This window comes from Actinoplanes sp. NBRC 103695 (genome assembly GCF_030269485.1).
In the GTDB taxonomy this organism is placed as follows: domain Bacteria; phylum Actinomycetota; class Actinomycetes; order Mycobacteriales; family Micromonosporaceae; genus Actinoplanes.
In genome coordinates this window covers 122,334-144,731 of record NZ_BSTL01000018.1, presented here as the reverse complement: position 1 = coordinate 144,731, position 22,398 = coordinate 122,334, and the positions used below count along the sequence as shown (strand labels likewise).

The 22,398-nt window shown below is 70.3% G+C and carries 22 protein-coding genes; 13 read left to right on the top strand and 9 right to left on the bottom strand.

All coding sequences use genetic code 11. The features are described 5' to 3' along the window. Positions 1-66: 66 nt before the first annotated feature. Together QSK31_RS30630 and rocD are read left to right on the top strand one after the other, a co-directional pair. Positions 67-639: a DUF389 domain-containing protein gene (locus QSK31_RS30630; protein WP_285688000.1), complete on the top strand. Its 573-nt coding sequence runs from the start codon at positions 67-69 to the stop codon at positions 637-639. Between the two features lie 227 nt (positions 640-866). After that, complete coding sequence (rocD, locus tag QSK31_RS30625) at positions 867-2,084, top strand: ornithine--oxo-acid transaminase (protein ID WP_285687999.1); 1,218 nt, start codon at positions 867-869, stop codon at positions 2,082-2,084. On the opposite strand, the gene QSK31_RS30620 is transcribed toward rocD, so the two are convergent. Then, positions 2,065-3,210: an FHA domain-containing protein gene (locus QSK31_RS30620; protein WP_285687998.1), complete on the bottom strand. Its 1,146-nt coding sequence runs from the start codon at positions 3,208-3,210 to the stop codon at positions 2,065-2,067. The genes rocD and QSK31_RS30620 overlap by 20 nt on opposite strands. Positions 3,211-3,376: 166 nt before the next feature. On the opposite strand from QSK31_RS30620, the gene QSK31_RS30615 reads away from it, so the two are divergent. After that, a complete protein-coding gene (locus tag QSK31_RS30615; protein ID WP_285687996.1) occupies positions 3,377-4,177 on the top strand; it encodes a hypothetical protein in 801 nt (266 codons plus the stop codon). Here the strand turns inward: QSK31_RS30615 and QSK31_RS30610 are convergent. Both QSK31_RS30610 and QSK31_RS30605 read right to left on the bottom strand, forming a co-directional pair. Beyond that, complete coding sequence (locus QSK31_RS30610) at positions 4,153-5,193, bottom strand: 1-acyl-sn-glycerol-3-phosphate acyltransferase (protein ID WP_285687994.1); 1,041 nt, start codon at positions 5,191-5,193, stop codon at positions 4,153-4,155. The genes QSK31_RS30615 and QSK31_RS30610 overlap by 25 nt on opposite strands. Continuing rightward, entirely contained in the window at positions 5,193-6,023 is an 831-nt protein-coding gene (locus QSK31_RS30605; RefSeq protein ID WP_285687993.1) for a patatin-like phospholipase family protein, read from the bottom strand. Before QSK31_RS30605 ends, QSK31_RS30610 begins: the two co-directional genes overlap by 1 nt. Positions 6,024-6,426: 403 nt before the next feature. Here QSK31_RS30605 and QSK31_RS30600 point away from each other — a divergent pair, with 403 nt between their 5' ends. Further along, complete coding sequence (locus tag QSK31_RS30600) at positions 6,427-7,749, top strand: polysaccharide deacetylase family protein (protein WP_285687992.1); 1,323 nt, start codon at positions 6,427-6,429, stop codon at positions 7,747-7,749. On the opposite strand, the gene QSK31_RS30595 is transcribed toward QSK31_RS30600, so the two are convergent. The 3 genes from QSK31_RS30595 to QSK31_RS30585 form a co-directional block, all read right to left on the bottom strand. Continuing rightward, positions 7,661-8,533, bottom strand: coding sequence for an Fpg/Nei family DNA glycosylase (locus tag QSK31_RS30595; protein ID WP_285687991.1), 873 nt, complete (start codon positions 8,531-8,533; stop codon positions 7,661-7,663). The genes QSK31_RS30600 and QSK31_RS30595 overlap by 89 nt on opposite strands. 431 nt (positions 8,534-8,964) lie before the next feature. Beyond that, entirely contained in the window at positions 8,965-10,356 is a 1,392-nt protein-coding gene (locus tag QSK31_RS30590; RefSeq protein WP_285687990.1) for an FAD-dependent oxidoreductase, read from the bottom strand. Further along, on the bottom strand, positions 10,353-11,495 hold the full coding sequence (locus tag QSK31_RS30585; RefSeq protein ID WP_285687989.1) for a carboxylate-amine ligase: 1,143 nt from the start codon (positions 11,493-11,495) through the stop codon (positions 10,353-10,355). The genes QSK31_RS30590 and QSK31_RS30585 overlap by 4 nt, the downstream gene beginning before the upstream one ends. Before the next feature lie 104 nt (positions 11,496-11,599). On the opposite strand from QSK31_RS30585, the gene QSK31_RS30580 reads away from it, so the two are divergent. The 3 genes from QSK31_RS30580 to QSK31_RS30570 all read left to right on the top strand — a co-directional run bounded on the left by QSK31_RS30580 (position 11,600) and on the right by QSK31_RS30570 (position 15,579). Beyond that, on the top strand, positions 11,600-12,985 hold the full coding sequence (locus tag QSK31_RS30580; protein ID WP_285687988.1) for a carbohydrate-binding protein: 1,386 nt from the start codon (positions 11,600-11,602) through the stop codon (positions 12,983-12,985). Positions 12,986-13,109: 124 nt separating this feature from the next. Beyond that, a complete protein-coding gene (locus tag QSK31_RS30575) occupies positions 13,110-14,351 on the top strand; it encodes a chitinase (RefSeq protein ID WP_285687987.1) in 1,242 nt (413 codons plus the stop codon). Between the two features lie 31 nt (positions 14,352-14,382). Further along, positions 14,383-15,579, top strand: a complete 1,197-nt coding sequence (locus QSK31_RS30570; protein WP_285687985.1) for a carbohydrate-binding protein — start codon at positions 14,383-14,385, stop codon at positions 15,577-15,579. A 23-nt stretch (positions 15,580-15,602) separates the two neighbouring features. Here the strand turns inward: QSK31_RS30570 and QSK31_RS30565 are convergent, their stop codons facing one another. Beyond that, positions 15,603-16,250, bottom strand: coding sequence for a DedA family protein (locus tag QSK31_RS30565; protein WP_285687984.1), 648 nt, complete (start codon positions 16,248-16,250; stop codon positions 15,603-15,605). A 76-nt stretch (positions 16,251-16,326) separates the two neighbouring features. Here QSK31_RS30565 and QSK31_RS30560 point away from each other — a divergent pair, with 76 nt between their 5' ends. The 6 genes from QSK31_RS30560 to QSK31_RS30535 are packed head-to-tail and all read left to right on the top strand — an operon-like array spanning position 16,327 to position 21,500. Then, entirely contained in the window at positions 16,327-16,677 is a 351-nt protein-coding gene (locus QSK31_RS30560; protein WP_285687983.1) for a PadR family transcriptional regulator, read from the top strand. Between the two features lie 7 nt (positions 16,678-16,684). Beyond that, the gene (locus QSK31_RS30555) at positions 16,685-18,331 is read left to right on the top strand and encodes an alpha-amylase family protein (protein ID WP_285687982.1); all 1,647 of its coding nucleotides are present in this window, start codon (positions 16,685-16,687) and stop codon (positions 18,329-18,331) included. Between the two features lie 15 nt (positions 18,332-18,346). Beyond that, positions 18,347-19,096 (top strand): 3-oxoacyl-ACP reductase FabG, encoded by a 750-nt coding sequence (fabG, locus tag QSK31_RS30550; RefSeq protein WP_285687981.1) that lies wholly within the window; start codon positions 18,347-18,349, stop codon positions 19,094-19,096. A gap of 49 nt (positions 19,097-19,145) precedes the next feature. Continuing rightward, positions 19,146-19,559 carry a hypothetical protein gene (locus tag QSK31_RS30545; protein WP_285687980.1) on the top strand — a complete coding sequence of 138 codons (414 nt, stop codon included), beginning with the start codon at positions 19,146-19,148 and terminating at the stop codon, positions 19,557-19,559. A gap of 1 nt (position 19,560) precedes the next feature. Then, positions 19,561-21,015 carry a glutathionylspermidine synthase family protein gene (locus QSK31_RS30540; protein WP_285687979.1) on the top strand — a complete coding sequence of 485 codons (1,455 nt, stop codon included), beginning with the start codon at positions 19,561-19,563 and terminating at the stop codon, positions 21,013-21,015. An 11-nt stretch (positions 21,016-21,026) separates the two neighbouring features. Then, the gene (locus tag QSK31_RS30535) at positions 21,027-21,500 is read left to right on the top strand and encodes a pyridoxamine 5'-phosphate oxidase family protein (RefSeq protein ID WP_285687977.1); all 474 of its coding nucleotides are present in this window, start codon (positions 21,027-21,029) and stop codon (positions 21,498-21,500) included. Between the two features lie 94 nt (positions 21,501-21,594). On the opposite strand, the gene QSK31_RS30530 is transcribed toward QSK31_RS30535, so the two are convergent. Further along, complete coding sequence (locus QSK31_RS30530; protein WP_285687976.1) at positions 21,595-22,017, bottom strand: hypothetical protein; 423 nt, start codon at positions 22,015-22,017, stop codon at positions 21,595-21,597. Beyond that, entirely contained in the window at positions 22,010-22,384 is a 375-nt protein-coding gene (locus tag QSK31_RS30525; protein ID WP_285687975.1) for a hypothetical protein, read from the bottom strand. Before QSK31_RS30525 ends, QSK31_RS30530 begins: the two co-directional genes overlap by 8 nt. Positions 22,385-22,398 lie beyond the last annotated feature (14 nt).

The following is a 22,398-nucleotide window of genomic DNA, read 5'->3' as shown; positions in this document are numbered from 1 at the left end:
CCGTTTTGTTGTCGGCGGTTCGGGGTAGGGCTATGGCATCCCCCGACTTGCTGAGGAGGTGCTGACGTGAGACTCCCTACGTTCTCCCGCCAGGCCGCTACCGATACACCGACCGAAGAACGCCCGGTGGCCGGCACCAGCTCGGTGGCCAAGCCGGACGAGACCACGACCCGCACGTTCCGTACTCCTGGTGGGCCTGCCGTCCACGACAAGAAGGACGGGGACGAGGGTCGCGCGACGATCGCGCCGCGGGAAACCGCGGACACGGTCGAGCAGCACCGGGTCAAGCAGGAGCGGGTCACGCCGACCGGCCCCAAGCCCCGGGCGAGCCTGCTCGCCACCCTGGGCCTGATCCTCGCCGTGGTCGGCGCCATGCTGGTGCTGTCCGGCCCGCTGCTGGGCTACGGCCTCGGCGTCGCCGTGCTCGCCCTGATCCTGTCGCTGAGCGGCATCCACGCCACCGGCCGCCGGCACGTCGCCGGCAAGTCGGACGCGCTGATCGGCATGGTGCTGTCGCTGGCCGCGATCGTGATCGGCGTGCTCGCGCTGACCGGTTCGCTGGCCTGGCTGGGCACCGACGTGCAGCCGGTAAACACCGCACGAGAGTGGCTTGACGCACAGTTTGTGAACCGTTTCTAGGGGTATTCGCTCATTACGGAACCGGGACGGCGTTTTGGCCGGCCCCGCCCCGAAATGTTCCGGCGATGCGCTGGAAGTCTGATCAGGGGACGACACCCGATGCGGGTGTCGTCCCCTGACCTGTTGCAACGAAGCGCTGCGAGATCATCCGAACGCGCAACGATCGAACGCCCGCCGCAAGGGAGATCTGCGGCGCCAGCAGGGGTTTCGCGCATACCGTTGCGGACATGACGACCGTGGACTCGCGTACGCCGGAAGCTCTGGCCGACGCCGAGCGCTGGACCGCCCACAACTACCACCCGCTGCCGGTGGTGATCGCCGACGCCGAGGGCGCCTGGGTCACCGACGTGGACGGCCGCCGCTACCTCGACTTCCTGGCCGGCTACTCGGCGCTGAACTTCGGCCACCGCCACCCGGCGCTGATCGCCGCAGCGCACGCCCAGCTCGACCGGGTCACGCTGACCAGCCGCGCATTCGTGCACGACCAGTTCGCCACGTTCTGCCGCGGGCTGGCCGAGCTGTGCGACAAGGACCTGGTGCTGCCGATGAACACCGGCGCCGAGGCGGTGGAGACCGCGATCAAGGTCGCCCGCAAGTGGGGCTACCAGGTCAAGGGCGTGCCGGACGGCCGGGCGAACATCATCGTGGCGGAGAACAACTTCCACGGGCGTACGACGACGATCGTCAGCTTCTCCACCGACCCGGACGCGCGCGACGACTTCGGGCCGTACACGCCGGGGTTCACGATCGTGCCGTACGGCGACCTGGACGCGCTGACCGCCGCGATCGACGAGCACACCGTGGCCGTGCTGCTGGAGCCGATCCAGGGCGAGGCCGGTGTGCTGGTGCCGCCGGCGGGCTACCTGGCCGGCATCCGCGCCGCCTGCACCGACCGGAACGTGCTGATGATCGCCGACGAGATCCAGTCCGGCCTGGGCCGCACCGGCCGCACCTTCGCGATCGAGCACGAGGGCGTCGTCCCCGACATGTACGTGCTGGGCAAGGCCCTCGGCGGCGGCATCGTGCCGGTGTCGGCGGTGGCCGCGAACCGAGACGTGCTCGGGGTGCTGAAGCCCGGCGAGCACGGTTCGACGTTCGGCGGCAACCCGCTGGCCTGCGCGGTCGGCGCCGAGGTCGTCAAGCTGCTGCGGACCGGCGACTTCCAGGAGAGGTCGGCGAAGCTCGGGCAGCGCCTGCACGAGGGCCTGGCGGAGATCGGCGGCGTGCGGGCCGTCCGGGGCCGGGGCCTGTGGGCCGGCGTCGACATCGACCCCGGCCTGATGACCGGCCGTCAGGCGTGCGAGCGGCTCGCCGAGCGTGGCGTCCTGGTCAAGGACACCCACGGTTCGACGATCCGCCTCGCGCCGCCGCTGGTGATCACCGAGGAGGAGATCGATCTCGCGCTGGGCAAGATCGGCGAGGTCCTCAGCGCTCGAACTTCCTGATCGCCATGGTCGGCGCCTCGGCCATCACCGAGGTCGGCTGGCTCACCCCGCCGTTCGCCCACAACCGGGCCCGGCCGACGTTCACCCCGGCGTAGAGCTCGACGACGTCCTCGGCGGCCAGCACGCGGACCTCGTCGCGGGCCAGCGTGACCCGCTCGTCGTCGTTCTCCGACCCGCCGGGGCGGACGCCGGTGCCGTTGGTGGAGACGTCCTGGACGGTGAGCTTGTCGCCGTCCAGGGAAAACCTGGCGTGCCCGCGGCTGATCCACTTGCGGGCGTCCTCGCTGAGCCACTGGCCGAGCATGACGCCGCCACCGCCGTCGGGGGCGCGCCCGACCACGACCGGCTGGCCGTCGGCCACCACGAAGCGGCGCCGGTTGATCTCGTCGATCCGGACCGACAGCACCTCGACGTGCGGGCGCGGGCCGGCGTCCTTGAGCCGGGTTCCGTGCCGAGGGCAGGTCGGCGCGCCGGCCTTGATCGCCGGCGGCGGCTGGGCCACCGGGCTGGCCGTCTTGCGCATGTCCGCGAACGGGCTGTCCGAGTCGCCGCCGCCGAAGTTCGAGCAGTTCGACTCGGGGCAGCGCCACAGCCGGGCGAGCAGCTTGGCGCCCATCGGGGACGGCTCGCCGACCGCCGGGATCTCGCCGCGGCCGACCCGGGCGACCAGGACCGGGCCACCGGCGCCGGGCACCGCGGCCAGCAGCCGGCCGGGCTCGTCCACCCAGGGGCGGCGGTCGCGGAACTGCTCGGCGCGGAGCCGGGTCAGCACCGGCAGGCCGATGAGCTCGGCCACCTCGAGCACCCGGTCGCCCATTTCGGGGACCACCTCGACGACGCCGTCGTCCGCCCAGCGGCGGACCACCATGCGTTCGTTGGAGGTCAGGTCGGCGTCGGAGAGCAGGCCACGCGGCGCCACCGCGTACACCGGCACGCTCTCCTCGGCCACATGCCGGCCGAGCGCGTCGATGACCAGGCCGAGGCGCAGCATGCTGGCCGGACGACCGCCGTCCAGGTCGGCGTATCGGACGACCTCGGACAGATCGACGACGGCGCGGGCGAGCGCCGGGTCGGTGGTGAGCCGGGCCTCGATGGCGTCGAGGACCTTGCTGACCTCGAATCTCACTGATGACTCCCAGGGCGCGCGCTGTTGAACTCCCGGGTCATCATGCCGCCTGCCAGTGCCGAGAAGAAATCTGGGACGCGAAGTGTCCGTTTGCGGGGGACTCGGATCGGGCACATTCGGGCGGCGCCGACGTCAGACGGACGTCGGCATCCTGGGGAGGACAGACATGCGGGTACGTCCAGCGTTCGGACTACTGACCGCGGTCACGGTCGCGCTTGCCGTGTCCGGGTGTGAGACACCGGCGCCGTCGGAGCCGGGTGATCCGTCGGCCACGCCGACCTCGAGCGCCTCCAGCGCGAGCGCCGCCGACCCGGCCGCCGCGCAGGCGCTGGGCCAGGCGACCGCGGCGCTCGGCAACACCAGCTTCAAGATCACCATGACGTCCGGGCCGTCGTTCAAGCTGACCGGCCAGATGGACGCGCCGGGCGGCAAGGGCTCGGCCGAGCTGACCGCGACCGGTACCAACACCGAGTTCCACGTGCTGACCCGCCTGGCCGGCCAGGACCTGTACGTGCAGGTGCCCGGCGTGACCAAGGGCACCACCTGGACCCGGATCGACATGACCCGGCTGCCCGAGGGCAACACCCTGGGCCTGAAGCCCGGCCAGATCGACCCGGCCAACGCCGCCCAGCTGCTCTCCTCGACCACCGACGTGCGCCAGGTCGACCCCCGCAAGTTCGAGGGCAGCCTGGACCTGACCAAGGCGGTCGGGCTGGCCGGTGTCGACCAGAAGTCGATCCAGACCTACGGCGCCACCGCGCAGAAGGTGCCGTTCACGGCCGGGCTGGACGAGCAGGGCCGGTTGTCCGCGCTGACCATCCAGCTGCCGGCGGTCCAGGGCAAGCAGGCCCAGCCGCTCGAGGTGCTCTACACCGACTACGGCGTGACGGTGCCGGATGTGCGCCCGGCTCCGGCCGAGGTGGTCGAGGCGCCGAACGACCTCTACTCGACCCTGGGCGGCAAGTAACGAAAAGCTAGGGGCGCGGGCTGGTTCTCGTCGATCCACTCGTCGATCCGCGCCCACCAGTCGTACAGCCAGGTGATGCGCTCCTGCTCGGTCGCCGGGATCTCCTCCGGCGGCACGCTCCAGAAGCGCATCACCAGCTGTTTGTCCATCGGCAGCTCACGCCAGACGTCGCCGATCGTGAGCATCCGGTCGAGTCCGGTGTGCGCCACGAAGACGACCCCGGAGTCCGGCGCCGCGTCGATCGCGGCGAGCAACCCGCCCGGCTTCGGCGGCAGCACGTGCCGCAGGTCCTCGGCGCGCTCGGCGAGGTCGCGCAGGCCGCGGGCGCGGAGCCGCTCGATCGCCCGGACCCGGCGGCGCGGCGTGAAGTTGCCGCCCTCCGGGAAGATCACGAAGGCGTCGTTGTCGTCCAGGCCGACGGCCAGCTCACCGACCTCCTTCTCCAGCGTGTTCGAGGCGACCTTGCCGGGCAGGATGAAACGGCTGGGCAGCCGGTTGAGCAGCGTGTCGACCGCCGGATCCCACTGCAGCGTCGCCTTCAGCACGATCCGCGGCTCTCGCGCGAACCAGTTGACCAGCGCGTGGATCAGGATGAACGAGTCGCCCGGCCCGGCGTGCCGGCTGACCACGATCTCCGGCCGGCCGGGCAGCGCGGTGTCCGGGTCGGTGCCGACCACGTCCACCTTCAGGTGCAGCGACCAGCGGGCGATCCAGAACAGGAAGCGCAGGAAGCCGCCGGTCAGCGCGTAGTGGGCGCGCTGGAATCCGGGCGACCGCAGCTTCCAGCCGAATCCCGACGCCACCCACAGCACGAAGAGCGCGACCAGCGCCGCCGCGTCCCACGCCAGGTAGACGACGGCCAGCCAGACCAGGCGCGGCACCCGCAGATGACCCGGCATGAACGGCGACAGGGCCACCGCCACGATCAGCCAGACGGGCAGCGTGGTCAGGAGCACCAGCGCCAGCGCGATCACCACGGGCGCGAAGACGACCCGGCGGACCCAGATCGGCGGCATCAGGACTTGTCCATGGCGGCAAGGTAGCGGCGCGACGCCGTGTACGCCCGGCTGATCCGCCGTCCGACGGCGGCCATGTCCCGGTACGCCCAGGGCGAGTCGTCCCGGCCCTCGCCACCGCCGGTGGGCAGCACGTGCACGGTGACGTCCGCCGGCAGCGCCGCGACCTCCCGTGCGTACCGATGCCGCCGCGCGATCTCGAACGCGACCTGCGCCACCTCCCACGGCCGCCGCGGCACGGCCAGCGGACGCTCGATCCGCCCCACCTGAAGCACGAAGATCTGTTTCGCCCCGACCCGCACCGCCTCGCCGATCGGGATCGAGTTGACGATCCCGCCGTCCACGAAGTGCTCGCCGCCCAGCTCCATCGGCGGCAGCAGGCCCGGCACCGCCGACGAGGCGAGCACGGCGTCGACCAGCGGCCCGGTGTCGAACCAGTGTTCGGCGGCCCGCTCGATGCTCGCCGCGCAGCACCGGAACGGCACCTTCAGATCGGCGAACATCGCGTGCTCGCCCAGCTCACTCTCCAGCAGCCGCCGCAGGGGCAGCGGCGAGTGCAGGTGCGTCCGGGCCGCGAACCGGCGCATCTGCCGCCCGATCGAGTCCCCGTAGACGGCGGCGGCCTCCGGCGACGTCCAGAGCCGCACCAGCCGATCGGTGGACCCCTCGCTGGGCTCGGCCGCGACCAGCGCACCGTTCACCGCGCCGATCGACGTCCCCACCACCACGTCGGGCCGGATCCCCGCCCGGAACAGCGCCCGCAGCATCCCCACCTCGACGGCGCCGAGCACACCCCCGCCACCGAGCACGAACGCCACCGGCCCACTCATGCCCCCATCCTGCCGCACCTCCCAAACCCAAGGTCAAAACCCTCCTCCGGTACGCGCGACTCGATGTGCCCGTGGCACACCCGCCGGCCGGGCGGTCGGTCACCCTCCCTGCCCCCGCGCCGGGTTGTCCCGCGGGGCGGGCTCCAGGAGCGACGCGCCGGGCCTGACACCGGGACGCGGTCGTGGCGGGAAGCGGCGCTCGACCACGCGGGACAACCCGCAGCGTGGGCAGGGAGGGTGACCACCGACTGGCCGGCGCGTGTGCCACGATCGATTTAAGGTGCGCGTAACCCTTAAATGGTTGTGAATCGCATACCCTCTGACCACCGAAGATCACACGCGGTGAGTTGATGATCACCGATGCGGTATCGCGTTTGATCAGGGGTAGCGGTAGTCATAACGGATGCTGCCGACGCCATCCGACCATGTGGCGCCCCGGCATGCGCTGGACACCGAGTCCTCCGGCCGTCATCGACGCCCCGAGACGCTCGCCGACACGGTCGCGCGCCGCCGGCTGCCGCGTCCGGAGTCCCCGCCGAGCGGCACGGCGCCGTCAACAAGCACGAGGGGCACGACGGGCACGAGGAGCGCGCGCCGTCGCCGGGAGCGCGGCCGTCACGCCCGCCCGGCCGACCCGCTGTCGATCACTGTCCGCCCGCTGACCTCCCGCATCGCGGCCAAAGATCCGCAGCGTCCCGTGATGGGCTCGCACCGCGCGCCCGGCACCCTCCCGCTGGAGGCGTGGGTGCTGGCCGGCCGCCCCAAGCAGCGGGCGCTGCTGGCGAGCCTGGTCGCGGTCGGCCTGGCGCTGGTGATGATTCCCGTGGCGCGCCAGCCGGACCAGGTCAGTCCGGTGAACGCCGCCGGTCGGTCCACGGTGGCCGAGCAGCCGTCGCGCGAGGCTCCGGCCGACGGCAAGGACGCGGCCGGCAAGCCCGCGCCGCAGCAGCACGACGAGCCAGCCAAGGCCAAGCCGGCCGGCACGTCCCCGGGCTCGAAACGGCCGGTGCCCGACCAGAGCGCGCCCAGCAAGGAGGCCCCGCTGGTCGCGGTGCCGCCGGGCGACGGGCCGTACCGGTCGCTGCGGACGACCGGCTCCAAGACGGTGGCGCTGACGTTCGACGACGGCCCCGACCCGGTGCAGACGCCGCTGATTCTGTCGATGCTCGCCGAGTACGACGTGAAGGCCACCTTCTGCCTGGTCGGCGAGCAGGTGCAGAAACATCCGGAGATCGTCCGGCAGATCGTCGCGGCCGGGCACACCCTGTGCAACCACACCTGGGACCACGACCTGAAGATCGGGAAGAAGAAGCCCGACCAGATCCGTGCCGACCTGGTCCGCACCAGCACCGCCATCCAGGCCGCCGCGCCGGGTGCCCCGGTGCCGTTCTTCCGGGCGCCGGGCGGCAACTTCTCCGACCGGCTGGTGCAGGTGGCCTACCAGGAGCGGATGCGTTCGCTCTACTGGGAGGTCGACCCGCGCGACTGGGAGCACGACAAGGGCGAGGACGACGAGGCGCACGTCAAGCGGGTGGTCGCCGAGGTGCGGAAATCGGTGAAGCCGGGCGCGATCGTGCTGTCCCACGACTTCAACCAGCCGGACACGGTCATGGCGTACGCCGAGTTGCTGCCGTGGCTCAGCGCGAAATTCGAGCTGGGCGTCCCGCCGGTCGGCGCGGTTTCCCCGGCGTCCGGCCCGCCCGACCCGGTGGCCGCTGACAGCTAGGGCACCAGTAAAGGTTCCGCGCCGCGAGTTCACTGCGCGCGATCGCCGTCCCGCAGACGTGGCAGGGCTGTCCCGTGCGGCGGTAAACGTAGACTTCGCCTCCGTGCCGGTCGACGCGCGGCGCCCGCAGCATGACCTCCGGCGTGTGCGCGGTGTGCACGGTGTCGATCCGCCCCTTGTCCACGCCTTCCCGCATGAGCGCACGCAGGTCCGTCCACATCGAACCCCACAGCTCCGGCGGCACGTCCCGCCCCCGCGTGGTCGGCGCGAGCCCCGCCCGGAACAGCAGTTCATTGGCGTAGATCAGCCCACACCCCGCGATGATCGACTGGTCCATCAGCAGCGCGAAGATCGGCCGCGAACTACTCCGCACCGCGTCCCCCGGATCCCCGGCGTCGTCCCGCAGTGGATCCGCCCCCAGCCGAGCCTTGAGTGCCGCCACCTGCACTTCATCGAAGACTTCACAGGCGGTGGGCCCGCGCAGATCCAGCCAGTGCACGTCACTGGCCATCCGCATCCGCACCTGCCCGACCGGCGCCGGCACGGGCATGACCCCGTCGCTCACCTTGCCGTAGAGCCCCAGATGCACATGCAGCACCAGCCCACCGTCATACCGATGCAACAGATGCTTCCCGTAGGCCTCCGCGGTCTCGAAGACCAGCCCATCCAGCAGCGCCGCCCCGTCCACGAACCGCCCCTGCGGACTGGACACCGCCACCCGAGCCCCGCCGAACAGCTCCCGATGCCGCCCCGCGAGCCGATGAATCGTATGACCTTCAGGCACGAGTGACCACGCTACCAATCCAAGATCAAGACCATTCCGGGGTACGCCCGGCACATCCCCGGCGTGACACACACGCCGCCCAGTCGGTGGTCACCCCCGCTGCCCACGTTCCGGGTTGTCCTGCGTGGTCCCGCAATGCCCCGCAGCCGAGCGACTATTCACCGGCCACCGACTCGTCCCGGACGAAACCGTTGCGCCGGTGGCTCTGGTCCGCCGGCCGCGGCGACATCGAACGACAAGACCTCCTTCGCCGGCCGGCACCAGCATCTCCGGGTCGCGCCCGCGGAGCCAGAGGCCGGCCGCGGCCGCGGTGACCGCGACCGATCCGGCGGTGAGCTGGGTCCGTCGTCGTATCTGTCGCACCCATGCCCAACGGCCGCGGAAGGTCCAGGTGTGCCGCCCGGCGGTGTCAGGGAGTCCGAGAAGTTGCCTTAGAAGGCGGCGTGCACCGCGTCGGTCGCTTTGCGCGCGGCGATCAGCACCGGATCCCACACGGGCGCGAAGGGCGGGGCGTACCCGAGGTCGAGGGCCGTCATCTCTTCGACGGTCATCCGGTTCCACACCGCGATGGCCAGCGCGTCGATGCGTTTCGCGGCCTCCTCGCGGCCGACGATCTGCGCGCCGAGCAGCAGGCCGGTGCGCTTCTCCGCGATCAGCTTGATCGTCATGGGCGCCGCGCCGGGGTAGTAGCCCGCCCGGCTGGTCGACTCGACGGCCGCCGTGACGAAGGCGTACCCGACGGTCTCGGCCTCGGCCGACGACAAGCCGGTGCGGGCCACCTCGAGCTCGCACACCTTGGTCACCGCCGTGCCGATCACGCCGGGGAAGGTGGCGTAGCCGCCGCCGATGTTGATGCCGGCCACGCGGCCCTGCTTGTTGGCGTGGGTGCCGAGCGGCACGTGGACCGGGCGTCTGCTGACCCGGTGGACGGTCTGCACGCAGTCGCCGGCCGCCCAGATGCCGTCGAGTGGGCCGTCCGCGCCCAGCACCCGCATCCGCAGGTCGGTGCGCAACCCGCCGGTGGGTCCGAGGGGGAGTCCGGCGCGTTCGGCGAGGGCGGTGTTCGGGCGTACGCCGAGACCCAGCACCACGATGTCGGCGGGCAGCGTGCCGTCGGGGGTGATCACCCCGTGCACCCGCCCGTCGCGCATCTCGAGGCCGTCGACGTGTGCTCCGGTCCGTACGTCGATGCCTTGTTTCTCGATCGCCGCATGAACCAGCGCGCCCATGTCGGGGTCGACGGTGGCCCTCATCGGCTGTGCCGCCTTTTCCAGCAGGGTCACCTCGAGCCCGCGCTGCACCATCGCCTCGGCCATCTCGACGCCGATGTAGCCGCCGCCGATGACCACCGCCCGGCGGGGCCGGCCGCCGGGGAAGGACGACAGGAAGTCCTGGATGGCCGCGCCGTCGTCGAGGGTCTGCACGCCGAAGACGCCGGCGCCACCGTCGCGTGCCCACGGCGGGGTGACGGGGACGGCGCCGGTCGCGTACACGAGCTGGTCGAAGCTCTCGCGCACCTCGCCGCCGGCCTCCAGGTCGTGCGCGACGATCTCGCGCCGGTCGAGGTCGATGCCGACGACCTCGTGCCGCAGCCGGACGTCGATGCCGTTCTCGCGGTGCTGGGCCGGGGTGCGGGCGATCAGCGCGTCACGGTCCGCGACGGCTCCGCCGATCCAGTACGGAATGCCACACGCCGAATATGACGTGAAGTTACCGCGTTCGAAAACGACCGTGTCGAGACCGTCCTTGAGCAGCTTGCCCGCCTGGGAGGCCGCCGACATCCCGGCCGCGTCACCCCCGATGACGACCAGTTTCGTCGTCATCCGCGGGTCGCCGCCGCCAACCAGTTCACCACGTCCCCGACGCTACCCCCACCGGCGAGCACCGCGCGTTGTCTTGCCGCTCCGGTGCCGTGCGAGCGCAGCCGCGCCATCAGGACGTTCACCATCTCCAGGTCGCCGTGCCGCCGCAGTTCCGGCTCGGCCAGTTCGTAGAGGTCCCGCAGGCGCGCCCAGGCGGGCCGGACCTGGCGGCTGACCGGGTCGATCGCGAGGCCTTCGAGGCCGTCGTGCGCGGCCCGCCAGTGCGCGGCGCTGAGCAGCGCGTGCGGGATGTCGGGGGCGACGATGCCGTCGGCGACCCGCCGCACGAACGTGGCGACCAGGCCGCGGGCGAGCGCGGCGAGCAGCAGCGCGTCGTCGAGGGTGGGGCAGACATCGCCCATCCGGAGCTCCACCGTCGGGTAGTTCACGGCGAGGCGGGCGTACCAGTAGAGCATCCCCTCGTCGAGCATCGCGCCGGTCGCCTGCACTGCGGCGACGAGTTCCTGGTACTGCTCGTGCGAGTGCAGGTAGGGCGTGGGGCCGACGGTGGGCCAGCGCTCCCACATCATCGACCGCCAGCTGGCGTAGCCGGTGTCGGCGCCGTCGGAGAGCGGCGAATTGGTGGTGGCCGCCTGCAGCACCGGCAGCCACGGCCGCAGGTGGTTGAGCACCTGGACGCCGGTTTCCGGGTCGGGCACCGAGACGTGCACGTGCATGCCGTTCATGCCCTGGCCGGGGGAGAGGTCGCCGAACCGCTCCCGCATCCGGTGGTAGCGCGGCTTGTCGACGACCCGGGTGGGTGCGCCGGCGGCGGGTGCGGAGCCGACCGCGATCAGGCGTACGCCGGCCTGTTCGGCGGCCGCGGCCACGCCGGTCCGCAGGGCGCGCATCGCGGTGTGCAGCCCCGAGAGCTCGAGCTGCGGCGGGCTGGCCACCTCGATCTGGCTCTGCTGGAGCTCGTGCTGCACGGACTCCCGGATGTCGTCGGGCAGCACGTCGAACACGTCCTCGACGGCTTCCGCCGCGTGCGGTTCGACCGCCTCGACGAGCAGGTACTCCTCTTCGAGGCCGAGGGTCAGGAGATCACGCGACTCGGCCTCCTCGGCCATGGCGTCGGAGATCGTCGTGGCATCGCTCATGGGTGCTGGACTACCCGATCGGCTGGACATAGACACATATGCATGTTGACAACACCTTGTAATACTCCGGAAACTTTTCTGAGAGCGCTCTCACGCTTTTCTTCATGACGAAGGGCATCCCCATGAGCATCCGCACCCGGCTACTCGCGGTGGCGGCCACCACCCTCGCCCTGGGTAGTGGCTCCCTCGCCGTCGCGGCCACGGCCGACGCCTCCCTGCCTCCGCCTCCGTCCGGCTGGACGCAGGTCTGGGCCGACGACTTCACCGGTTCCGCCAACACCCTGCCCAGCTCCTCGAACTGGATCATCGACACCGGCACGCAGTACCCCGGCGGCCCCGCGCAGTGGGGCACCGGCGAGATCCAGACCTACACCAACTCGACCACGAACCTCGCCCACGACGGCGCCGGCAACCTGCGCATCACGCCGGTGAAGGGCGGAAACGGCCAGTGGACCTCGGCGCGCATCGAGACCCAGCGCACCAACTTCAAGCCGCCGTCCGGCGGCGTGATGCGCATCGAGGGCCGCATCCAGATGCCGAACGTGACCGGTAACCAGGCGCTCGGCTACTGGCCGGCGTTCTGGGCGCTCGGCGCTCCGTACCGCGGCAACTACCAGAACTGGCCGGCGATCGGCGAGTTCGACGTGATGGAGAACGTCAACGGGATCAACTCGGTCTGGGGCGTGCTGCACTGCGGCGTCAACCCGGGCGGGCCGTGCAACGAGACGCTCGGACTGGGCGCCAACCGGGCCTGTCCGAACTCGACCTGCCAGTCGACCTTCCACACCTACTCGTTCGAGTGGGACGCCAGCGTGTCGCCGAACCAGTTGCGCTGGTACGTCGACGGGCAGCAGTTCCACAGTGTCACGCAGAGCCAGATCGGTGAGCCGCACTGGTCGAACATGACCGGGCACAACGGTTACTTCCTGTTGCTGAACGTGGCGATGGGCGGCGCGTTCCCCAACGGCGTCGCGGGCTTCGGCACGCCGACCGGGGACACCGTCTCCGGCCGCTCGATGCTGGTCGACTACGTCGCGGTCTACACCCGCGGTGGCGGCGGCACCCCGCCTCCCTCTGGGGACACCCGTGACGCGTACTCCCAGATCCAGGCGGAGTCGGCCAACGCCTCGGCCGGCACCTTCGTGGAGAACTGCTCCGAGGGCGGTCAGAACGTCGGCGCCATCGCCAACGGGGACTGGCTGCAGTTCAACAACGTCAACTTCGGCAGCGGCGGGGTACGCGACTTCGTCGCCCGGGTCGCCTCCGGGGCCGGCGGCGGGGTGAGCGGCCTGGTCGAGGTGCGCATCGACAGCCGCGGCAACGCGCCGATCGGCAGCTTCGCGCTCGGCAACACCGGCGGCTGGCAGAACTGGGTGTCGATCCCGGGCAACGCCGCCAACGTGTCGGGCACCCACACCGTGTATCTGACCTTCACCAGCGGTCAGCCCAGCGACTTCGTCAACGTCAACTGGTTCCAGTTCCGCCGGTAGATCGAGCTCTGCCTTCAGTCCGGTCAGGGGCGGCGGTGAGGCCGAGGACGGTGCCTCTTGCCAGGATCAGTTAACAGTCCTAATAATTACGGGACTACCCCCGATCCTGGAAGGGGCACCCCCCATGCGCCGTTCCCTCATCCTCGGCCTGACCGCCGCCCTCCTGGCCGGTGGCTCGGCCGTCTACCTCGCCTCGGCCGCCGGCGCCGCGGTCACCTGTGAACCGGCGTGGAGCGCCACGCAGGTGTACGTCGGCGGCAACCTCGCCTCGCAGAACGGCCACAACTACCGCGCCAAGTGGTGGACCCAGAACGAGAGCCCGTCCAGCCACAGCGGACAGTGGGACGTCTGGGCCGACCAGGGGACGTGCGGTGGGACCACCCCGCCGACCGATCCACCGACCGATCCGCCCACTGATCCCCCGACCGACCCGCCCACCGATCCGCCGCCCGGCAACCCGAACGACCCGCTGCCCAAGCACTTCCTGACGGGTTACTGGCACAACTTCGACAACCCCGCGAACGAGTACCGGCTCAGCGCGGTGCCCGCGAACTACGACCTGATCGCGGTGGCCTTCGCCGACGCGACCGGCACGCCCGGCGCGGTGTCCTTCAACGTCGACGCGGGCCTGAGCGCGGCGCTCGGCGGCTACACGAACGCCAACTTCAAGTCGGACATCGCCACGCTGCACTCACGCGGCAAGAAGGTGATCATCTCGGTCGGCGGCGAGCGCGGCTCGATCAGCGTCGGAGATGCGGCCTCGGCCACCAGATTCGCCGACTCGGTCGTCAACCTGATCAGCGAGTACGGCTTCGACGGTGTCGACATCGACCTGGAGAACGGGCTCAACCCGACCTACATGGCCTCGGCGCTGCGCAGCGTCCGCAGCAGGGTCGGCGCGAACCTGATCATCACGATGGCGCCGCAGACCATCGACATGCAGAACCCGGCCGGGTCGTACTTCAAGCTGGCGCTGGACATCAAGGACATCCTCACCGTCGTCCACACCCAGTTCTACAACTCCGGCGCGATGCTCGGCTGCGACAACAACGCCGCGTACGGCCAGGGCACGGTGAACTTCATCGTGGCGCTGGCGTGCATCCAGACCGAGGCGGGACTCCGGCCCGACCAGGTCGCGATCGGCCTCCCGGCGAGCCAGGGCGCGGCCGGTGGCGGCTACGTCTCGCCGAGCGTCGTCAACCAGGCGCTCGACTGCCTGGCGCGCGGCACCAACTGCGGCTCGTTCCGGCCGCCGCGCACCTACCCGGGCATCCGGGGCGCGATGACCTGGTCGATCAACTGGGACATGACGACCGGCAACGGCTTCGCCAACACGGTCCGTCCCCATCTCAACACCCTGCCCTGACACATCCCCACGCTCGAAGGGCGACCCCCCCATGAAACTCCGCAGCAAACTGCTCACGGTCTTGACCGTGACAGTGACCGGCACGGCGCTCGCCGTGCTCCCGATGGCGACCTCCAACGCGGCCGAGGCCTGCGCCGGGGCCTGGAACTCGTCGCAGGTCTACGTCGGCGGCAACACCGCATCCCAGTCCGGCCACAACTACCGCGCCAAGTGGTGGAACCAGAACGAGAGCCCGGCCACCCACAGCGGACAGTGGGACGTCTGGGCCGACCAGGGCGTCTGCGGCGGTACCACGCCGCCCACCGACCCGCCGACCACGCCGCCGGACAACCCGCCGCCCGGCGGGACCAAGATGGCGTCGGCGCCGTACCTCTACCCGGGCTGGGGCAGCCCGCCGGACGCGCCCGAGCTGATGCGTCAAACCGGCATCCGGGCGTTCACCATCGCCTTCGTGCTGGCCAACGGCTGCAACCCGGTGTGGGACGGCGGCGGCAGCCTGACCAGTGCGCCGCACTTCACCACGGTCAGCGCGATCAAGGCGGCCGGTGGCAGCGTGGTCCCGTCGATCGGCGGCTGGCAGGGCAACAAGCTCGGCCCGAACTGCTCGACGCCGCAGGCGCTGGCCGGGGCATACCAGAGGGTGATCGACACGCTCGGCCTGAGCGCGATCGACATCGACATCGAGAACACCGACGAGTTCGAGAACTACACGGTGGCCGACCGGATCGTGGACGCGCTGGCGATCATCAAGCGCAACAACCCGAACGTGAAGACGATCCTCACCTTCGGCACCACGCCGACCGGGCCGAACGTGCACGGCATCCGGCTGATCCAGCAGGCCAGGGCGAAGAACGCGAACATCGACATCTTCACCCAGATGCCGTTCGACTTCGGCGTCGGCGGCGGCGACATGTACAACGCCACCGTGGGCGCGACCGAGGGCCTGAAGAACCAGCTCAAGTCCACCTTCGGCTGGAGCGACCAGCAGGCGTACGCGCACATGGGCATCTCCGGCATGAACGGCGTGTCCGACCAGGGTGAGATCACCACGCCGCAGACGTGGGAGCGAATCCGCGATTACGCCAAGAGCAAGGGCCTGTCCCGCTTCACCTTCTGGGCGGTCAACCGGGACCGGGAGTGCACCGACGGCAGCACCGGCGCCGTCTCGCATTGCTCCAGCATCGCCCAGCCGACGTGGGAGTTCACCAGGCTCAGCGCCGGCTTCTGAAACAACAACCGAGTGAACGGCCGTCAGTCCACCGGGCTGGCGGCCGCTCGCCGTTGCCGCAGCTTCTTCGTCACCCACCAGACGATCGTGACGACCAGGAAGGCGTAGACCGCGTAGTCCAGCCAGTGGCTGTACTGATCGATCCGCTGCCAGCGCGAGCCCAGAAGGTAGCCGCCGCCGACGAAAAGCAGGTTCCACACGCCGCTGCCGATCGCGGTCAGCAGCGTGAAGAGCCCCAGCGGCATCTTGTTGGCGCCGGCCGGGATGGAGACCAGGCTGCGCACGACCGGCGCGCAGCGGCCGAACAGCACCGAGCTCTTGGCGTGCCGCTCGAACCACCGGTCGGCCTTGTCGAGGTCGCTCAGGTCGACCAGCGGCACGTGGTCCAGCCAGCGTTTCAGGCGGTCCTCGCCGAGCGCGTACCCCAGCCAGTAGAGCGCGAGCGCGCCGATCACCGACCCGGCCGTGGCGGCGATCCAGACCAGCACCACGTTGACGCTGCCCTCGCCGGCCAGGTAGCCCGCCATCGAGAGCACGATCTCGCTGGGGATGGGTGGGATCAGATTTTCCAGGGCCACCAGCAGGCCGACGCCCACCTCGCCCAACGACTCGATGACGGACGCCACCCACCCGGTGAGCCCGCCCGCCTGACTGAGATCCGTCTGCGCCATAGGCTCCGAACGTACCCAGCGAACCTGAAGCTCAACTGAATCTTCGATATGCCGTTCATCGGTATATGCTGGCGCGGTGACCGACACGCCGATGCGAGAGCCCACCTTCCTCGTCCTGACCGCGCTCGCCGCCGGCCCCCAGCACGGTTACGCGGTGATCGAGGATGTGGCGACGATGACCGGTGGCCGGGTCAAGCTGCGCGCCGGCACCCTCTACGCGGCTCTCGACCGGCTGCGCGGCGACGGCCTGATCGAGGTCGACCGCGAGGAGATCGTGCAGTCCCGGCTGCGCCGGTACTACCGGCTCAGCGCGAGCGGCGCGCGGGCGCTGGCCTCCGAGTCGGCCCGGCTGCGCGAGCAGGCGGCGATCGCCGAGAAACGGCTTCGGGCCCGCGGCGTTTCAGGGGCGGTCGCCCCGGTCACTTAAGGGCGGCATGAGCGACCGGTGGTATGAGAAGGCCGTCATCTATTGCCTCGATGTGGACACGTTCGCCGATTCGAACGGCGACGGCTGCGGTGATTTCCGCGGGCTGATGGGTCGCCTCGACTATCTGTCCCGGCTGGGCGTCACGTGCATCTGGCTCAACCCGATCCACCCGACCCCCAACCGCGACGACGGGTACGACGTCTCCGATTTCTACAACGTCGACCCGCGCTTCGGTAACCTGGGCGACTTCGCGGAGCTGCTGCATCAGGCGGGCAATCGCGGCATCAAGGTGATCATCGACCTGGTGGTGAACCACACCTCGGACCAGCACCCGTGGTTCCAGTCGGCCCGGGAGTCGCCGGACTCGCCGTACCGCGACTGGTTCGTCTGGTCCGAGACCGCGCCCTCGGACCGCCACCAGGGCATGGTCTTCCCCGGCGAGCAGGCCACCACGTGGACCAAGGACCGCAAGGCCGGGCTGTGGTACTACCACCGCTTCTACAAGTTCCAGCCCGACCTCAACATCAACAATCCTGAGGTACGCGAGGAGATCAAGAAGATCTGCTCGTTCTGGCTGCAGCTCGGGGTGGCCGGCTTCCGGATGGACGCGGTGCCGTTCATCATCGAGCAGACCGAGCCGGGCAATCCGGACTCGCCGAAGGACCTCGACTTCCTCAGCGACCTGCGGCAGCACGTCCAGTGGCGCAAGGGCGACACGGTGCTGCTCGCCGAGGCCAACGTCGAGCCGGCCGAGCTGACCAAGTTCTTCAGCGACGCCGGCGGCTCCTCCAGCCGGATCCACATGCTCTTCGACTTCATGCTGAACACCCGCCTGATGCTGGCGCTGGCCCGGGAGAACCCGGAGGGCATCGTCGACGCGCTGCAGGACACCCCCAAGCTGCCGGACGGCGGGCAGTGGGCGACGTTCCTGCGCAACCACGACGAGGTGGACCTGTCCCGGCTCACCGCCGACCAGCGTGCCGAGGTGTTCGCCAAGTTCGGGCCGGACGAGAACATGCAGCTGTACGGACGCGGCATCCGGCGCCGGCTGGCCACCATGCTGGGCGGCGACCGCAGGCACCTGGAGCTGGCGTACTCGCTGCAGTTCAGCCTGCGTGGCACCCCGGTGCTGCGGTACGGCGACGAGATCGGGATGGGCGACGACCTGGCCCAGGACGGGCGCAATGCGATCCGTACGCCGATGCAGTGGAGCCTGTTGCCCAACGGCGGTTTCTCGACCGCGAAGCCCAAGGACCTCGTCCGCCCGGTGATCTCCGGCGGGGACTACGGCTTCGAGAAGGTCAACGTGACCCTCCAGCGCCACGATCCGCAGTCGCTGCTGTCCTGGTTCGAGCGGATGATCCGCACCCTGAAGGAGTGCCCGGAGGTGGGCAGCGGCACCTGCAAGCACGTCGACGTGCCGGTGCCGGAGGGCGTGCTCGTGCACCGCGCCGACGACGCGACCGGCACCATGGTGTTTGTGCACAACCTGTGCAACAATCCTGGCGTCGTCGATCTGAGCAGCCTTGCCGAGGACGCGGAGTTCCCCAACGACGTGCTGGCCGACCAGGAGTACGCGGAGCCGGGCGCGCTGGATAAGTTGGACGTCGCGGGATACGGCTACCGCTGGATCCGGCTCCGTCGCCAACTCTGAGTTCTGGAGGCAGCAATGTCGCGTGTAGCGATCGTCACCGGTGGGGGCCGTGGGATCGGCGCCGCCACGGCCCGCAAACTGGCCGCGGACGGCCTGGCCGTGGCCGTGGTCGACCTCGACGAGACCACGGCCGGTGAGACCGCGGACGCGATCAAGCAGGCCGGTGGCACCTCGATCGCGGTCGGCGCGGACGTCTCCGACTCCGCCCAGGTGACCGCGGCCGTCGAGCGGGTCGCCGCCGAGCTCGGCCCGCCCACGGTGCTGGTCAACAACGCCGGGGTGCTGCGCGACAACCTGCTGTTCAAGATGAGCGACGACGACTGGGAAACGGTGATGGGCGTCCACCTGCGCGGCGCCTTCCTGTTCAGCCGGACGGTGCAGAAGCACATGGTGGACGCCGGCTGGGGCCGCATCGTCAGCCTCTCCAGCACCTCCGCGCTCGGCAACCGGGGCCAGGCCAACTACGCGACCGCGAAGGCCGGCCTGCAGGGCTTCACCAAGACCCTGGCGATCGAGCTGGGCCGGTACGGGGTCACCGCCAACGCGGTGGCCCCCGGTTTCATCGCGACCGATATGACGCAGGCGACCGCCGCGCGCGTGGGCGTCGATTGGGACGATTTCGTGAAGAACGCCGTGAGTCAGATCCCGGTCGGCCGCGCTGGGCGCCCCGAAGACGTCGCGAACACCGTATCCTTCCTGGTCAGCGAGGGCGCCGGTTTCGTGTCCGGTCAGGTGATCTACGTCGCCGGCGGTCCCCGCGCGTAATCGTCCGGTTGCTCCCGGGCGTTATAAATGACCTGTGGAGAAGCGGACTGTGAAACGACGGATGACCTCCCGCAGCGTGTCGCTGACCAGCACCTTCCTCCTGCTCGCGGCAGGCGGCACGGCCGCGTGCGACAACGGGAACGACAGCCAGGACGAGGGCTTCTACTGCGCTGACGCGAACGGCGTCGTCGTCGACGAGGACAACTGCGACGATGACGACAACAACGGCGGCGGTGGTGGCGGATTCTTCATCTGGCACTCGTCGGGCTACCGCTCCGGTTACCCGGTGGGCTCGCGACTGCCCTCCGGCGGCAGCAAGTTCGCCTACAACGACCGGGCGGCGCGTTCCTCGTTCGGTCTTCCGTCGAGCGGGCGGATCAGCAACGGCACGGTGAAGACCGGCTCGGTGGGCAAGGGCGGCTCCGGCTCGTCCAGCCGCTCCGGCTCCAAGTCCGGCAGCTGAGGTGAAACGGGTTCCCTACGGTCCGGTCCGCGACGGGTGGCGGCTGACCAACTACAGCCTGGGTCTGACATACAACGACACCGAGCTGCCCGACGGCACGATGATGTCGTACTGGCAGGAGGGTCCGTACTACGACTTCACCCAGGCCGAGATCGAGGAACTGGAGTCGGCCACCACCACGCTGTACGCGATGTGCCTGGAAGCCGGCGACTGGATGGTGCAGCAGTGCCCGCGCCGCACGGTCGACGGCCGCAAGCGCGGCTTCTTCGAGTCGGTGTGCACCCCCGAGACCTGTTTCCTGGCCCGGATCGGCATCCCCGAGTTCGCGCACGAGCAGATCATCCGGACCTGGTTCGACGGCGACGCGGAGACGTGGACGCACTACGACAAGGACCCGGACATGCGTTTCCCGATGGAGACGCCGGACTTCTCGCCGAGCGTGTACGGCCGGTTCGACCTCTGGTACAACGGCGCCGGCAGCGTCCCGAGGCTGCTCGAGTTCAACGCGCAGACGCCCACCTCGCTGGTCGAGGCGGCGGTCATCCAGTGGCACTGGGCCGACCAGACCAACCTGACCCAGCACCCGTGGCGGCAGTGGAACTCCATCCATGACCGCCTGGTCGGCTGGGAGGCGGCCGACGGCGAGCCCGCCGACCCGGGCGCGTGGCGTCGCAACATCAACAAGCTGCGTGAGGCGCGCACCTGGCTCCCCGAGAAACCCAAGATCTTCTTCGCGTACGAGACGTCGGAGACGACCGGCGAGGACCGGATGAACGTGGCCTACCTGATGGCCACGGCCGAGGAAGCGGGCTACCCGGTCGAGCTGATCGCGATGAGCCAGATCGGCTGGGACGTGGCCGGCGACCGGGTGCTCTTCGTGCCCGCGCCCGGCCAGGAGAGCAAGGCCGAGCCGATCCACATCATCTTCATGCTCTATCCGTGGGAGTGGTTCTGGAACGAGGAGGGCGGCAAGGCCTTCTTCCGGAACATGGCCGACCCCTCGAAACGGGGCACGGTGTGGATCGAGCCGCCGTACAAGGCGGCGCTGCTCGGCAACAAGGCGCTGCTGCCGGTGCTGTGGAAGCTGTTCGGCGACGACCCGGAACGCGGCAAGTACCTGCTCCCGTCGTACTTCGCCGAGTCCTCCTCCGCGGCCAAGCTGAAGAGCTACGCCAAGAAGCCCATCTGGGGCCGGGAGGGCGGTTCGGTCACGCTCGTCAGGGAGGGCGGGCCCACCACGACCAACCCCAGCGAGTACGGGGCGGACGGCCGTTTCGTGGTCCAGGAGCTGTGCGAGCTGCCGCCCTTCGAGGGGCTGGAGGGCACCGTGCACCCGGTCATCGGCTCGTGGCTGATCGACGGCGAGCCGGCCGGCATGGGCATCCGCGAGGGCGTCGGCGAGGAGGGCCTGATCACCAAGGACCAGTGCAACTTCGTACCGCACATCATCAGCTAGGAGACGCCATCGTGGACCTCGCCGGGATGGCGCGAGACGTCATCGACACCAACCGGTACATGACGCTGGGCACGACCGAGCCGGACGGGCGGCCGCGCGTCTCGCCGGTCTACTTCACCCACAACGGCTACCGCGACTTCTACTGGGTGTCCGGCCCCGGCGCGCACCACTCGGCGAACGTCCGCGCCCGGTCCGACGTCGCGATCGTCATCTTCGACTCGACGGCGGCCGTCGGCCAGGGCCGCGCGGTCTACCTGACCGCCCGCGCGCACGAGGTCCCCGAGGAGGAGTTGGCGGCGCGAGCCACGGCGGCCTGGGCGAACATCCCCGAGGGCGGCGCGCGGGCGTTCGCCCCCGAGGAACTGCGCGGCGAGGCCGACCTGCGCCTCTACGTGGCCCGCGCGACCAAGCACGAGGTCCACATCCGCGGCGCCGACCCGACCTACGGCACCGGCATCGACACCCGCCGCGAGGTCATCGTCTAGGTCGTGCTTCAAAACCCGGGCCTGGCCGGGTTTTGAAACACGACCTACGACCCGACCCGTTCGTTCTCTATGTGTCAGAGCGTCGCGCTGGGGATCAGGGTGCGGTGGGGCGGTGGCGCCAGACCCACCAGAGGCCGATGAACGGCAGCACCAGCGGGACGTAGCCGTAGCCCTGGCCGAACTCCGACCAGACCGTCGCGTCCGGGAAGGCGACCGCGTCGACGATGGTCAGGGTGCCGACCACGAGGACGCCGAGCAGTTCGATCGAGCAGGAGGTCAGGGCGATCGCCCGGCCGCGGGGGCCGCCGATCGCCAGGCCGACGGTGGCCGCGATGTAGACCAGGCCGGCCAGGGCGGACAGCAGGTAGGCCAAGGGCGCCTCGGTGAAGTGCGTGGTGATCTGCACGAGGGCGCGGGCGCTGGCGGACAGCGCGAAGATGCCGTAGACGAGCAGCAGCACCCGGCCCAGGCCGGTTCCGAGCGCCGCGTCGCGCGGGCGGGTTCTCTGCTCAGCCACCGGTCACCGACGCGATCTGCTGCAGGCGCAGCACCAGGACGGGCATGACCAGCGCTGCCACGCCGAGGATCAGGGTGCCCCAGCGGGTCGGCTCCATCCGGGCCAGCACGACCGCCGTCGGCATGAACGCCACCGCGGTGAAGAGGTAGCCGACGAAGGTGCCGACCTCGCTGGGGCGGTCGTCGCCGAACAGGCCGACCACGGCCACCAGGCAGAGGACCGCCACCAGGGCGCCGAGCGCCAGCCCGGCGAGCAGGTCGAACCGGCTCGGCGGGCGGTTCAGCGCGCAGCGGAGCAGGAACCACACCGCGAACACCAGCGCCACCACGATGGTCGCCGCGGACAGAGGACCGTTCACGTCGCGCATGTTAGCTTGCGGCC